The organism is Dyella choica (genome assembly GCF_003977665.1).
GTDB lineage: Bacteria > Pseudomonadota > Gammaproteobacteria > Xanthomonadales > Rhodanobacteraceae > Dyella_B > Dyella_B choica.
Genome location: NZ_RYYV01000011.1, coordinates 51,837 through 64,767, shown reverse-complemented (window position 1 = coordinate 64,767; position 12,931 = coordinate 51,837). Strand labels below are relative to the sequence as shown.

Sequence of the window (12,931 nt, the reverse complement as noted above, 5' to 3'; positions counted from 1 at the left end):
AAAGACTTCAGGTGTCCAGGATGAGCAAGCTGCCGTAACTGCCCTCGCCGACACTATGGGCGACGCCTGCCGGCACGATGTAGATCTCGCCCGCGCCTACACGCAAAACCTGCCCGTCAACGTGCAGCACCATCTCGCCGTCCAGCACCAGCAGACCTTCGGCGTAGTCATGGCATTCCTCCGGATAGGCGCTGGCATCCATGCGCAACAGCTTGAGGCTGGCGTTGCCGAATCTTGCGATAAGGCCGGAGGACCAGGCGTTCGGCAACTGCTGTGCAGATTCGGCCAAACGGATCAGGCTCATGGTTTCAGTCAGGCCTGCTCGCAGGATTGTTCGACGGTGGAAGATGGCATCTGCGCCGGTGCGGCAGGTGCACGGCGGCGTGTATTCGCCAGGACCACGCCGCTGACGGTGATCACACCGCCCAGCAATATCGGCCAACTCGGCTGTTCGCCCAGCGTTACCCAGCCGATCAGCACGGCAATCGGCGGCGAAAAGTAGATAAAGCTGGTGACCTGTGAAGCCGGCGCGCGTTTCAGTGCCGCGTTCCAGGTGAGGTAACCCAGGAAGGTCGGCGCGATGCCCAGCCATAGCAGCGCAGCAATGTGCGACCACGGCGCTACCGCCAGCGCATGCGGCAGTCCCAGACCAAACGGTACTGCGCCGAGCGTCCCGGCAAGGAAGCCGAATGTGGTCACGCCGATCATGTCGTTGCGCGCGAACAAAGGCTTTTGACCCACGAAGAACACTGCTGACGCCAGCACGCTTATCAGCACCAGCGCAGCCATAGGTTCAAACCGCACTTCCTTGCCGCTGGCAAGCACCACCAGCACCACGCCAAACATCGCCACGCCCAGGCCAAGCATGCTGCGCGCGCTGATGCGTTCGCCGATCCAGAATGCCGATAGCACGGCCGTTACCGCCGGGATCAGCGATATCAGGATCGCCGCCGTACCGCTGGCGATGCGTGTTTCCGCAGTGTTGAGACACAAATGATAGACGGTAAGGCCCAATACACCGAGCACTGCCAGTCGCGCCCAATCGGCACGCCGCGGCAACGCTGCACGCCGCATCCACAACAACACTACGAAGCACAGCGAGCCGACGGCCAGGCGCGCCAGTGCCACCTCGCCTGGCGAGAACGAGCGCAGCGCATACGCGATCGCCGCATAGGCGGATGACCAGGTGAGCAGCGCAATGGCAATGTAGATGAGCGCGCGCCCATCGAGGCGTTCGGTACTGTTCATGGGGACGATCCCGTGGAGGGGGGACAGGTGTAGGGAAAATCCTAGTCTTGGAGTGGCCACTGATGAATAATGCATCCGAAGTCCACCCCCATATTTCGCCATCGATCGAAGCATCAATCCGCGCCTATGACTTACGAATCGAAACCCGACTGGGACATCAAGGATTGGCAATTACTTGAAGCCCTACAACACGATGCGCGGATTGGCTACGCCGAGCTAGGCCGCAAGGTGCGGCTTTCCGCGCCGGCCGTGGCCGAACGAATCAAACGCATGGAAGAAGCCGGCGTCATCAGCGGCTACCGCGCCGTGGTCGAACCCAAGCGCATGGGTTTCGGCATCGAGGCGATGGTGCGTGTGCGCTGCGATGGCGGCACCTGCGCGCGCATGGGCAAACTCGTCACCGACATACCGGAAGTGCTGGATTGCCGCCGCCTCGCCGGCGAGGATTCCGCGCTGCTGCGCGTGGTGGCGATGTCGATCACGCATCTGGAAGCAGTACTCGATCGCCTGCTGAAGATACATTCGAGCGTAAGCACCACCACGCTGATCGTCCTGCAGACACCGCATACGAACCGCCCGATCACACGCAGCATGTGGGATACGGCACGCTCGCTTTCGACCGACTGAGTTCACACAACGTAGGCTGGGATGACAATCCCAGCTCCCTGGCGATTTCCAGATGCTGGGATTGCCATCCCAGCCTACAGGCGCCCGAGGACAATCCAACCATGCGCACGATGTATCCGGAGATCGAACCCTACCGCAGCCATCGCATTGCGGTCGACGACAGGCACACGCTTCACGTCGAGGAATGCGGCAATCCGCAGGGCTTGCCGGTAGTCTTCCTGCACGGCGGCCCTGGCGCAGGTTTGTCGCCTTACCACCGGCGCTTTTTCGATCCGCAACGCTATCGCATCGTGCTGTTCGACCAGCGCGGCGCGGGGCGCTCCACGCCATTCGCCGATCTCACCGACAACACCAGCTGGCACCTGGTCTCGGACATCGAAGCCATCCGCGAGCAGATGGACATCGAGCGCTGGGTGGTGTTCGGAGGCTCCTGGGGTTCCACGTTGGCGCTCGCTTATGCGCAAACACACCCCGAGCGCGTGCTTGGGCTCGTCCTGCGCGGCATCTTCCTTTGCCGTCCCGAGGAAGTCCGCTGGTATTACGAAGAAGGCGGCGCTTCGTGGATCCTGCCGGAAAAGTGGCAGCGCTATGCCGCAGTGGTACCACCGGCAGAGCGCAGCCAAATGCTGGAAGCCTATTGGAAGCGGCTGACCAGCGATGACGAGAACGTCCGCCTGGAAGCTGCCAAGGCCTGGGGCGCCTGGGAAGGCGGCGGCATTACGCTGGAGGAGAGCCCGGAAACCGAAGCGAGTTTCGCGGCGCCGGAAGTCGCGCTCAGCCTTGCGCGCATCGAGGCCCACTATTTCCGCAACCACGCCTTTCTCGAACCGGGCCAGCTGCTGCGCGACGTCGCCAAGCTGCGTCACATCCCCACCACCATCGTGCATGGCCGCTACGACATCATCTGCCCGGTGAAGAACGCCTTCGATCTCGCGGCCGTCTGGCCGGAAGCGGATTTTCATGTCGTCGTGGCCGGGCATGCAGCCTCCGAACCGGCGATCGTCGATGTGCTGGTGCAGGCTACCGACAGACTTGCCGATCGCTACTGCTGAACGGCCTCAGGACCAACCTCCGCCACGGGCCATGGGCGGGGTGACGATGGCATACTCGCCGCTCCCGATTCCCCATGGAAGCCGCACGATGTCCACGCTTCGCACCCTGGCCCTTGGCGCACTGGTCCTGCCGCTGGCCGCCCATGCCAACGATCCCTACTCCTATGCCCAGCCGGACGAGGTGCGCGTCACCCATCTGGACCTCAAGCTCAAGCTCGATTTTTCTCAGCACAAGCTGGATGGCCAAGCCACGCTGAGCCTGGATTGGAAGGACCCCAGGGCGCCCACGCTGGTGCTCGATACGCGCGACCTGACCATCCGCGGCGTGGAAGCCGTAGGCGCCGATGGCGGCATATCGCCGCTCAAATATGCCCTGGCGCCACATGACAAGCAGCTTGGCAGCAAGCTGACCATCCAGGCGCCCCAGCATCCGCGCGCGGTGCGCATCATTTACGTCACTGCACCCGGCGCCAGTGGCCTGCAGTGGCTGCCGCCCGCGCAAACCGCGGACAAGAAACAGCCTTTCATGTTCTCGCAATCCGAATCCATCCATGCGCGCTCCTGGGTGCCGCTGCAGGATTCGCCGGCGATCCGCTTCACCTACACCGCCGAGGTCACTGCGCCGAAGGATGCGCGTGTTGCGATGAGCGCCCCGAACGATCCGGCGCACAGCTTGAATGGCGATTTCCGCTTCGAGCAGACGCATCCGATCCCCTCCTATCTACTGGCGATTGCCGCCGGCGACCTGGCGGTGAAGGAAACCGGCCCCCGCTCCGCGGTGTACGCGGAGCCTTCGGTCATCGGCAAGGCCGCGCACGAGTTCGAAGACACCGAGAAAATGATCCAGACCACCGAGCAGTTGTACGGCCCCTATCGCTGGGGGCGTTACGACATCCTGGTGCTACCGCCGAGCTTTCCGTATGGCGGCATGGAAAACCCGAACATGACCTTCGCCACGCCGACGGTGCTGGTCGGCGACAAGAGCCTGGTATCGCTGGTAGCGCATGAACTGGCGCACTCGTGGTCCGGCAACCTGGTGACCGCGGCGACGTGGCGCGACATCTGGCTCAACGAAGGTGTTACCACCTATGTGCAGGGCCGTATCACCGAAGCGGTGTACGGTAAGCGCCAGGCCGACGAGGAAACGCTGCTGTCGATCCACTCGCTGCAGAAGGATATCGGCGAGCTGCCGGACAATTCGCAGCGGCTTGCCCCGGAGCCCGGCAAGGTGGATGCGGACGACACGCTCACCGACCTGCCCTACAGCAAGGGCTCATGGTTCCTGCGCACGCTGGAGCAGCGTTTTGGCCGCGAAGCCTTCGACAACTACCTCAAAGGCTATTTCGATCACTTTGCCTTCCAGAGCATCACTACCGAGCAGATGCTCGATTATCTCAAGCCCAATCTGATCGACAAATACCCCGGCAAGATGAGCTGGGATGAAGTCAAGCAATGGGTGTACGGCACCGGCATCCCGAAGGGCGCACCGATTCCCGATTCGGCAAGTTTCGATGCCATCGACAAGGCGCGCAGCGCCTTCCTCGCCGGCACGCTGGGCGCGGACAAGCTCGATTCTAAGGGCTGGAATACGCAGGAATGGATGTATTTCCTGGACGGCCTGCCGGACGCGCCTGCGCTGGCCAAGATGCAGGAACTCGACACCGCCTGGCACCTCACCGGCACGCCCAATGCGGAAATCGGCATGCGCTGGTATGTGCACGCCATTGCCGCCGGCGACAAGGCCGCCTGGCCGGCGGCGGCGGAACATATGACGCGCATAGGCCGCCTGTATCTCACCCTGCCGGTGTACCGTGCGCTGGCCAAGACGCCGGATGGACTGGCGTTTGCCCGGCAGGTGTATGCAAAGGCGAAGAGCGGCTACCACCCGCTGACGCAGCAGGCGGTGGAAGTGTTGTTTGAGAAGGCTGGCAAGCACTGACGCTCGGTTCACACTTGTCGTCATCAAGATTCCCTCCCCTGCGTGTGGCAAGGGAGTGCCTGGACGGGGTGAAGCAGCCTCGCGATGATTCCAAACGTCGGGGCAAGCTCGGACGACCCCACCCCAGCCCTCCCCTGCCAAGCAGGGGAGGGAGCAAATTCTGCATGGCCTGGACATGAAGCCAATGAACACCAGCAACACCCGCCCCCTCTGGCAGCGCCTGCTGATCCGCCGCCTCAAGTTCCTGGGCATCATCGCGGCGCTCGCCATCGTCGTGCTTGGCGGCAGCTATCTGTTCGCGCCGCAATGGCTAATGCAGGTCAACAGCTGGCGCGAAGCGATGAACGCGCAGCTGGAAAAGCGCAACGTGCAAGCCGGCGATACTCGCTGGGTGTACTACGAAGGTGGCCAGGGTCCAACCATCGTGCTGCTGCACGGCTTCGCCGCACGCAAAGAAGTGTGGCTGAAAGTTGCACCGATGCTGACCGCGCATTTCCGCGTAGTGATTCCCGACCTGCCCGGCTGGGGCGAGTCTTCGCGCAATCCCGGCGCCAGCTACAACATAGACAACCAGGCCGAGCGCCTGAACGATTTCGTCCAGACGCTGCATCTGCAGCATGCGCTGATCGTGGGGCATTCGATGGGCGGGGCGATTGCCGGCGTATATGCCGCCGAGCATCCGCAGGACGTCGCACAGCTGGCGCTCGTCGATGCGTTCGGCCTCCAGTTCAAGGAGAACGCTTTCGCCAAGGAGGCGATGGGAGGCAAGGATCCCTTCGTCTACGACGACCACGCCGGCTTCGTACGAGCCAGTGCCTGGGCCTTCGAGCACGTACCCAAGCTTCCTGGGCGCTTTGTCGACGTGTTCGTTGAGGACAACATCAAGAACCGCGCCTTCATCGACAACACTTTCCATGAGCTGCGCGAGAACTCACAGGTGCTGTCGCTGCAGACCCGGCTCGACAAGCTCACCATGCCGGTGCTCGGCATGTGGTGCCATGACGACAAGATCATCGATATTTCGGCGCTGGAAAGCCTGCGCGGCGGCCTCACGCACGCACCATCGATCAGCACCAGCATTTTGAACGGCTGCAACCACATGCCGCAGATGGAGAAGCCTGAAGCATTCACGCAAGTATTGACCAGCTTCATGCTGGCGCATTGACGCGCGCTTGACCTTGCACCACGGGCAAGGTCTGGGGATGCTCTGTTCCACGTACCCGAGTCCGCACTGTACGTCTGTATGCGCGTCTGGCGCAGCGTAGGCTGGGATGGCAATCCCAGCACCGGGATGTCGCACGCAATGCTGGGATTATCATCCCAGCCTACGCGCTCCTGACCTTGCTCCACGGTCAATCCCTGGCGTTGCCGAACGATGACCAAACACCTCGCTCAGGACGCCGGTCGGTGCAAGGCCACGCCGCAGGCCACCAGCAATACGCCAAGGCTTTCGACGGGCGATGGCACCTGACGCAGGACGATGACGCCGATGATGACTGCCGTCGCCGGCAACAGGGAAACGAACAGCGCGTAGGTCGCGCGCGGCAAACGCTTCATCGCCAGCTGATCCAATACATAGGGGATCACCGACGAACTGATGCCCACGGCCACACCCGCGCCAAGGGCGATCGGATCAAGCAACGCTGGTATGGCGGCGTCTAGCCCGATAGGCGATATCGCAGCACCGGCGATGATCATCGAGGCGCCAAGGCGATCGATTGGACTCGTCAGGGGATCGGCGCGCGCGACATCGTGGGCGAGCACGATATACAGCGCGAACAGAATCGCGTTGGCGAACGCCCACGCGAATGCAAGCGGTGCGCCAGCCAGTCGCACTTCGGTCAAAAGGTATACCCCGCCTACGGCCAGTATGAGCGCGGCAAGATTGCGTCTGGAACGCACACCCGTCAGCGCCAGGACAATCGGTCCGACGAATTCGATCGCCGCTACGGTGCCTAGCGGCAGTTCGGCAATCGCCCGATAGAAGGAATAGTTCATGCTGGCGAAGACGCCGCCGAGTGCGACGATCGTCCAGCGTGTACGGCGGCTCGCGGCGAAGAAATTTCGCCATGGCCGCCGCCATAGCGCGAAGACCAGCGCCGCCGAAACGATGCGCAGCCATGCGACGCCCGCAACTGGCACGCGAGCAAACAGCAGTACAGCGAACGACGGTCCCAGGTAATGAAAAATCGCGCTGCCGACGAAGAACGCCTGCGGCGGAATGCGCTCGGCAAGCGTAGAGGGTGATGAGGTTACTTTACTATCTAATGTACTCATGACGGTGAGGCATATACTCTGATAAACATCACCTGTCAAATACGCATAGATGGTAAAATAAGCCCATGGAAGCGATGAATCTCGATCCCGGCGATTACCGGGGCACCTACAAGCCGGTCGGGGGGCGGCCGTCCCTCGATTTCATCAACACGATCAGCTGGCCCGAAACGGAGCGCAGGCACGACTGGCTCGGCTCGCCGGGCAACGTAAAGCGCTGGTTTCAGGCCATGAACCTCCCTTTCCCGCGTGGAAAGGAAGTTGAACTGGACTCACTGCGCGACATACGGCACGTGATGAACGCCGTGCTGCGGCCCCTTGCCCATGGCGAGCCGCCTGCGCGAGATGCCGTCGACCAACTCAGCAAAGCGGTTGCCCGAGCCCAGCAAAGCCGGCTTATCGACGCCGCAACCCTTACGTGGCGCTGGCCATCGCCGCAAAGCGCGGCAGAGGCGCTGTTTCCGCTTTTACTCGACGCTGCCGAGCTGGTTACGGCAGGCGATCACGGCCGCTTGCGCTACTGCCCCTCCTGCGACTGGTTGTTCGAGGATCAGACCCGCAACGGTCAACGGCGCTGGTGCGACATGGCCGATTGCGGAAGCCGGGACAAGGCGCGCCGCTACTATCACCGCACCAAGGATTAGATCGCCGCGGCGCTTCACAACACCCAGGGCACCAAGGCCTTCACCTGGCGCATGTAGCCGCGATATTGATCACCGAACAATTCGCACAGCCAACGCTCTTCGAGCCGAAGCTTGCGCCAGAAGGCGGTGGCCAAGATCGCGGTGCCGATCAGCACCCGCCATTCGCCGATGGCGAGGCCGGTACCGAAATAGGCCAACAGCAAGCCGGTGTAGATCGGATGCCGCACGAAAGCATACGGGCCGCGCACGATCAGCTCGTGATCCTGCTTGAGCTGCACGATGCCGCTCCAGTTGCGGCCCAGCACTACGCGCGCCCAGCAGGCCAGGCCCAAGCCGATCAGCGTAAAGCCGAAACCCAACCATGCAACCCATGTCTGGTCCGGTACAAAGCGCCGGTTGAAAAACGTTCCGTCCAGCCATGGGTGTCTGCCGAGCAGAAGCACGGCCAGAATGAGCAGCAGCATATGCCTGCTCCAGCGCGATCCGGACGACTCGACACGGACCGCGGGTTTGACTCGCAACGCGCTGATACCCCAGTAGCCCAGCCAAAGCAGCCAAGCGATGTCGAACCACAAGCCTGGCAAGGCTGGCATGGTGCGTCTATCCAGGTTGCGGCAGCACAGCCTGCATGGGGTGCACGTCAAAGCGGAATCCGCACTCGGCCTTCATCACCGGATCCGCGTCGACCAGCCGCTCGGGGGCCAGGTCATCGGGCAGTTGCATGACGAGTATGCCGTATGGGGATGCGGGATCCATCACGGGGCCGAACACCACCACGTGGCCCTTGCTCATCTGTTCGCGCCAGTAGTCCGCGTGCGCCCTCATCAGCGCCCGTTCCTCCGGTGTGATGTCGACGGGAAACGTAGCGCGCGGGACGTGCAATTTGCAGAAGAAGTGACGCATGAACCCCCTTCAGTCAGCGACGTCGGCGATCAAACGATCCAGCTCCGCTTTCAGCAATGCGCCGTTCTGGCGCAGCCAGTCACGCTGCTCACGCCAATCCGGGAAGATCGCTTCCACATGCGCCCAGAAGCGCGGCGAGTGATTGCGGACTTTCAGGTGACACAGCTCGTGCGCCAACACGTAGCGCAAAGCCGCAGGAGGCGCGAGGGCAAGCGCAAGATCCAGATTGATGCGATCGCGGGTGTCCAGGCTGCCCCATAGGCTCTTCATCGGACGAATGCGCAGCGCGGTCGGTGCAAGGCCCAATTGCGGCACATAGCTGGCGAGCCAGCGCGAGACGTCGCGGCGGATCTGGGTTTCGAAATACGAGGCAAGCAAGCCGCGCGCGACCGGCAAAGCGCGGCTGTGCGGGCGGGGAATTTCCAGCGTGAGGCCGCCTTCAAAGGCAACGACACGCGGATACACGCCTTCGGCCCAGTCCAGCGTGATGGCTTCTCCGCGCAACGGAAATTCCACCGGCGAACCGACGCGCAACGGCGGCAGCGGCTCGATCACCAGGTTGAGTTCGCCGAGCTTCTTCTCCAGCCAGTCGGCGTTGTGACGCAGAAACGCATTGACCTGTGAAGGATGCGTGCCTTGGGGATAGGTGATGCGCGCGCCCTTGGTCGATACCGTCAGACGCAGTCGTCGCGCCCGCGGATGCGAAGCTTTGAGCACACGGATAGTGTTGCCGCTGGGTGTCGCCAGCTCCAGCCAGTCGCCGTCGAGATACGCCATGATTTAAGCCTTTCCAAACTGCCCCCAGACCGAAGGGGTGGGGGGTCTGGGCACAGGCAGGATGTGGGGTGCCGCGGCTTCGCGCAAGGGCTTTTTTGCCGCTCCGGCGGGAAGCCCGGCCTGACGCGCGTCTCAGGGAGACCTGGGACGACCTCACCCATGTGGCCCCCGGCAGAAGCCGGGGCCCGGCGACAGATCACGACACTGGGCCCCGGATACAGGGAAGGACGGCTCGGCGGCGAAGCCGTCACTCCGGCCGCGGCAAGCCGAACCACTCCTCCAGCTTACCCAGCAGCCGCTCCAGTTCCAGCGTCAGCAGCGCAAAGCGGGCATCCATTTCCGCCGCAGCATCCTGCTGGCTGTCGCCCAGTTCGTCGAGCACCGCATCGAGGAATTTCAGCTTGCGCAGCACCAGGTCTTCGCCGAGCACGAAGCTGATGCGATCGTCGAACACCAGGCCGAGCTGAAACACCTGCTTGCCGTTGCGCAGGTGCTCCTTCACTTCCTCCGCATCGAGATCCTGACGGCGGCAACGTGCGATTGCGCCGGTGGCAGTGGCCGGATCGCGCAATTCGCATTCGTCGCCCAGCGCAAGACCGCCCGGCAAGTTGCCGCCGGCAAGCCAGTCCGTCATCAGGACCCGAGGACCTTCTTCGGGCGCGAGCGGCACCGCGGGGAAGCTGCCGAGTGCTTCGCGCACCTGCGTGAGCGCGTTCTCCGCGTTCTTGCGGCTCGAGGTGTCGAGCACCAGCCAGCCGTGCTTGCGATCAACGTAGGCGGACATGCGCGAGCTGCGCACAAAGGCACGAGGCAGCAGTTCGGTAAGCAGGTCTTCCTTGAGCCGCTTGCGTTCGCGCCCGCCGACCTTGCGCCCTTCTTCTTCGGCGATCTTCTGCACTTTGCGCTGCAATTCATCGTTCACAACCGCTGAAGGCAGCAGCTTCTCCTCGGCACCGACGGTAATGAGCGTGCATGCCTTCACGACATGCGTCATCGGCGCATCGTCGCCACGGCCGACCGGCGGCACGAAACCACGTGTGCCCATTTCCAGCGGACCGCACGGGCGCAACCGATGATCGTCCAGCGCTTCGTCGAGGCGCTTGAGGTCTTCGGCAACGGCGGGAGAAAAACGGAACAGCGTGAGGTTGCGGAAAAACATGCTTGAGTCCGATCGATACGCCCTCCCCCTGCTTGCGGGGGAGGTCGGGAGGGGGTTACTGGAGCGTGCCGCAAGCGTGGGGGCTACACCCCACCCCAACCCTCCCCTACTGCACGTAGGGGAGGGAGCGGCTATCGGTACGATGAAATTTAGCGAATGACGGCAGCTACGGCGGCCACTACCGTATCGAGATTGTTACGATTCAACGCCGCCACGCAAATGCGTCCCGTGCCGATCGCGTAGATCGCATGCTCTTCGCGCAAGCGATCCACCTGGGCCTTGCTCAGGCCGGAGTAAGAGAACATGCCGGCCTGCTGCTGGATGAAGCCGAACTGCGGCGCACCGTGCGCAGCGAGCTTTTCCACCATGCCGGCACGCATCGCGTGAATGCGCTCGCGCATTTCGGTGAGTTCCTGCTCCCACAACGCGCGCAATTCTGCGCTGTTGAGCACGCCGGCCACTAGGGCACCGCCGTGCGTGGATGGGCTGGAATAAATGGAGCGGATGATGCGCTTGACCAGCGACTGCACGCGCAGCGCTTCCTCACGCGTGGCGCCAACGACCGACAGCGCGCCCACACGCTCGCCGTACAGCGAGAACGACTTGGAATACGAGTTCGCCACCACGAACGAATCGATGCCCGACTCGGCAAACAGGCGTACCGCGGCGGCATCCTCGTCGATGCCCTTGTCGAAACCTTGATAGGCCATGTCGATGAACGGCAACAGCTGGCGATCTTTCACCAGCGCAACGACCTGCTTCCATTGCTCGACCGACAGATCCACGCCGGTGGGGTTGTGGCAGCAGGCGTGCAACAGCACCACCGTGCCCGGCTCCAGCTTACCCAGATCCGCCAGCATGCCGGCGAAATCCAGCCCGTTGGTAGCCGCATCGTAGTAGGCGTAATCCAGCACTTCGAAACCTGCCGCGTTGAACACCACGCGATGGTTTTCCCAGCTCGGGCTGCTGATCGCCACTTTGGCTTTGGGCAGCGCCTTCTTCAGCAGATCCGCCCCCACGCGCAGCGCGCCGCTGCCGCCGATGGTCTGCGAGGTGGCCACGCGGCCAGCCGCCAGCAGCGGCGATTCGGGGCCGAACACCAGCCTTTGCGTGGCCTGGGTGTAAGCCGGCAGCCCGTCGATCGGCAGATAGCCGCGCGGCAGCGATTCTTTCGCCAGCGCCTGTTCCACCTGGCGGACCGCGCGCAGCACCGGAATGCGTCCGCTTTCGTCGTAATAAATGCCCACGCCGAGGTTGACCTTGCCGGGACGCGAATCGGCCACGAAGGCTTCGGTGAGGCCCAGGATCGGATCGCCTGGGGTCATTTCAACGGATGCGAAATGGGACACGGTTCTACTCGACAAAATGGTGAGAAAGATATGGACGTCCAGACGTCCGCCTGAATACTTATTCGCCGTTCTCGCTTTCGGCTCCTGCCAGCCATCCATGCGCGTCGGCGCGCTTGGCGCCCTCACGCGAGCCCAGCGCAGCGAAATCGAACAACTTGCGATCCGCCAATTGCGTGGGCACCACATTGCCCAGCGCGCGAAACATGGTTTCGCTGCGCCCGGGATGCTGGCGCTCCCATTCCTGCAACATGCGTCCGACCGACTTGCGCTGCAGATTCTCCTGCGAACCGCAGAGATTACAGGGAATGATCGGAAACTGCTTGTGCTCGGCGTAATCGGCGATATCGCTTTCCTTGCAATAGGCCAGCGGACGGATCACCACGTGGCGTCCGTCGTCGGAGCGCAGCTTGGGCGGCATCGCCTTCAGGCTGGCCTGATGGAACAGATTGAGGAAGAACGTCGCAAGAATGTCGTCCCGATGGTGACCCAGCGCGATCTTGGTAACGCCGTTCTCTGCCGCCCAGGCGTATAGCGCGCCGCGGCGCAGGCGCGAACACAGGCTGCACATGGTCTTGCCTTCGGGGATCACCCGGGTGACAGTGCTGTAGGTGTCCTGCTCGATGATGTGGAACGGCACATCGCGCTCGCTGAGATACTGCGGCAGCACGTGCTCGGGAAAGCCCGGCTGCTTCTGGTCCAAGTTCACCGCGATCAGCTCGAAGCGCACCGGCGCCTTGGCCTGCAAGGACAGCAGGATGTCGAGCATGGTGTAGGAGTCCTTGCCGCCCGACAGGCACACCATCACCTTGTCGCCATCCTCGACCATGTTGAAGTCGGCGATCGCCTGGCCGACCTGGTGGCGCAGGCGTTTGGCCAGTTTGGCGGCCTCGTAGGCGCGCTTGCGGGTGGGATCGGGCGAAGTGGCCTCGGTATGGGCGGACATGGGCGGCTGGGGATAC

14 protein-coding genes are annotated in these 12,931 nt (G+C 62.9%); 5 read left to right on the top strand and 9 right to left on the bottom strand.

All coding sequences use genetic code 11. The annotated features are described in order from the left end of the window. Positions 1-7: 7 nt before the first annotated feature. Both EKH80_RS15035 and EKH80_RS15030 read right to left on the bottom strand, forming a co-directional pair. Complete coding sequence (locus tag EKH80_RS15035; protein WP_126685594.1) at positions 8-304, bottom strand: cupin domain-containing protein; 297 nt, start codon at positions 302-304, stop codon at positions 8-10. An 8-nt stretch (positions 305-312) separates the two neighbouring features. Next, the gene (locus EKH80_RS15030; protein ID WP_126685593.1) at positions 313-1,248 is read right to left on the bottom strand and encodes a DMT family transporter; all 936 of its coding nucleotides are present in this window, start codon (positions 1,246-1,248) and stop codon (positions 313-315) included. Between the two features lie 126 nt (positions 1,249-1,374). Here EKH80_RS15030 and EKH80_RS15025 point away from each other — a divergent pair, with 126 nt between their 5' ends. The 4 genes from EKH80_RS15025 (at position 1,375) to EKH80_RS15010 (ending at position 6,031) form a co-directional block, all read left to right on the top strand. Further along, the gene (locus EKH80_RS15025) at positions 1,375-1,875 is read left to right on the top strand and encodes an Lrp/AsnC family transcriptional regulator (protein WP_126685592.1); all 501 of its coding nucleotides are present in this window, start codon (positions 1,375-1,377) and stop codon (positions 1,873-1,875) included. A gap of 101 nt (positions 1,876-1,976) precedes the next feature. Next, entirely contained in the window at positions 1,977-2,927 is a 951-nt protein-coding gene (gene pip, locus EKH80_RS15020) for a prolyl aminopeptidase (RefSeq protein WP_126685591.1), read from the top strand. 88 nt (positions 2,928-3,015) lie between these two features. Next, a complete protein-coding gene (locus EKH80_RS15015) occupies positions 3,016-4,866 on the top strand; it encodes a M1 family metallopeptidase (RefSeq protein WP_126685590.1) in 1,851 nt (616 codons plus the stop codon). A gap of 184 nt (positions 4,867-5,050) precedes the next feature. Further along, complete coding sequence (locus EKH80_RS15010; RefSeq protein ID WP_230473721.1) at positions 5,051-6,031, top strand: alpha/beta fold hydrolase; 981 nt, start codon at positions 5,051-5,053, stop codon at positions 6,029-6,031. A 227-nt stretch (positions 6,032-6,258) separates the two neighbouring features. Here the strand turns inward: EKH80_RS15010 and EKH80_RS15005 are convergent, their stop codons facing one another. Beyond that, positions 6,259-7,143 carry an EamA family transporter gene (locus EKH80_RS15005; RefSeq protein WP_126685589.1) on the bottom strand — a complete coding sequence of 295 codons (885 nt, stop codon included), beginning with the start codon at positions 7,141-7,143 and terminating at the stop codon, positions 6,259-6,261. 65 nt (positions 7,144-7,208) lie between these two features. Here EKH80_RS15005 and EKH80_RS15000 point away from each other — a divergent pair, with 65 nt between their 5' ends. Next, on the top strand, positions 7,209-7,784 hold the full coding sequence (locus EKH80_RS15000; protein ID WP_126685588.1) for a CGNR zinc finger domain-containing protein: 576 nt from the start codon (positions 7,209-7,211) through the stop codon (positions 7,782-7,784). Positions 7,785-7,798: 14 nt separating this feature from the next. Here EKH80_RS15000 and EKH80_RS14995 read toward each other — a convergent pair whose 3' ends face one another. From EKH80_RS14995 to ttcA, 6 genes are all read right to left on the bottom strand, one after another. Then, entirely contained in the window at positions 7,799-8,377 is a 579-nt protein-coding gene (locus EKH80_RS14995; protein ID WP_126685587.1) for a methyltransferase family protein, read from the bottom strand. A gap of 7 nt (positions 8,378-8,384) precedes the next feature. After that, positions 8,385-8,687 carry a YciI family protein gene (locus tag EKH80_RS14990; protein ID WP_126685586.1) on the bottom strand — a complete coding sequence of 101 codons (303 nt, stop codon included), beginning with the start codon at positions 8,685-8,687 and terminating at the stop codon, positions 8,385-8,387. Between the two features lie 9 nt (positions 8,688-8,696). Further along, positions 8,697-9,464, bottom strand: a complete 768-nt coding sequence (locus EKH80_RS14985; protein WP_230473719.1) for a M48 family metallopeptidase — start codon at positions 9,462-9,464, stop codon at positions 8,697-8,699. Positions 9,465-9,711: 247 nt separating this feature from the next. Beyond that, positions 9,712-10,623 carry a recombination-associated protein RdgC gene (locus tag EKH80_RS14980; protein ID WP_126685584.1) on the bottom strand — a complete coding sequence of 304 codons (912 nt, stop codon included), beginning with the start codon at positions 10,621-10,623 and terminating at the stop codon, positions 9,712-9,714. 149 nt (positions 10,624-10,772) lie between these two features. Beyond that, positions 10,773-11,972, bottom strand: coding sequence for an amino acid aminotransferase (locus EKH80_RS14975; protein WP_126685583.1), 1,200 nt, complete (start codon positions 11,970-11,972; stop codon positions 10,773-10,775). Positions 11,973-12,030: 58 nt separating this feature from the next. After that, positions 12,031-12,915, bottom strand: coding sequence for a tRNA 2-thiocytidine(32) synthetase TtcA (gene ttcA / locus EKH80_RS14970; RefSeq protein ID WP_126685582.1), 885 nt, complete (start codon positions 12,913-12,915; stop codon positions 12,031-12,033). Between the last annotated feature and the right edge of the window lie 16 nt (positions 12,916-12,931).

Excerpts from the sequence above, each read along its gene's own strand:
- pip (WP_126685591.1), top strand. The coding sequence starts at position 1,977 with ATGCGCACGATGTATCCGGAGATCGAACCCTACCGCAGCCATCGCATT.
- EKH80_RS15025 (WP_126685592.1), top strand. The coding sequence starts at position 1,375 with ATGACTTACGAATCGAAACCCGACTGGGACATCAAGGATTGGCAATTA.
- EKH80_RS15030 (WP_126685593.1), bottom strand. The coding sequence starts at position 1,248 with ATGAACAGTACCGAACGCCTCGATGGGCGCGCGCTCATCTACATTGCC.
- EKH80_RS15015 (WP_126685590.1), top strand. The coding sequence starts at position 3,016 with ATGTCCACGCTTCGCACCCTGGCCCTTGGCGCACTGGTCCTGCCGCTG.
- EKH80_RS14995 (WP_126685587.1), bottom strand. The coding sequence starts at position 8,377 with ATGCCAGCCTTGCCAGGCTTGTGGTTCGACATCGCTTGGCTGCTTTGG.
- EKH80_RS15010 (WP_230473721.1), top strand. The coding sequence starts at position 5,051 with ATGAACACCAGCAACACCCGCCCCCTCTGGCAGCGCCTGCTGATCCGC.
- ttcA (WP_126685582.1), bottom strand. The coding sequence starts at position 12,915 with ATGTCCGCCCATACCGAGGCCACTTCGCCCGATCCCACCCGCAAGCGC.
- EKH80_RS15035 (WP_126685594.1), bottom strand. The coding sequence starts at position 304 with ATGAGCCTGATCCGTTTGGCCGAATCTGCACAGCAGTTGCCGAACGCC.
- EKH80_RS14980 (WP_126685584.1), bottom strand. The coding sequence starts at position 10,623 with ATGTTTTTCCGCAACCTCACGCTGTTCCGTTTTTCTCCCGCCGTTGCC.
- EKH80_RS14985 (WP_230473719.1), bottom strand. The coding sequence starts at position 9,464 with ATGGCGTATCTCGACGGCGACTGGCTGGAGCTGGCGACACCCAGCGGC.
- EKH80_RS14990 (WP_126685586.1), bottom strand. The coding sequence starts at position 8,687 with ATGCGTCACTTCTTCTGCAAATTGCACGTCCCGCGCGCTACGTTTCCC.
- EKH80_RS15000 (WP_126685588.1), top strand. The coding sequence starts at position 7,209 with ATGGAAGCGATGAATCTCGATCCCGGCGATTACCGGGGCACCTACAAG.
- EKH80_RS15005 (WP_126685589.1), bottom strand. The coding sequence starts at position 7,143 with ATGAGTACATTAGATAGTAAAGTAACCTCATCACCCTCTACGCTTGCC.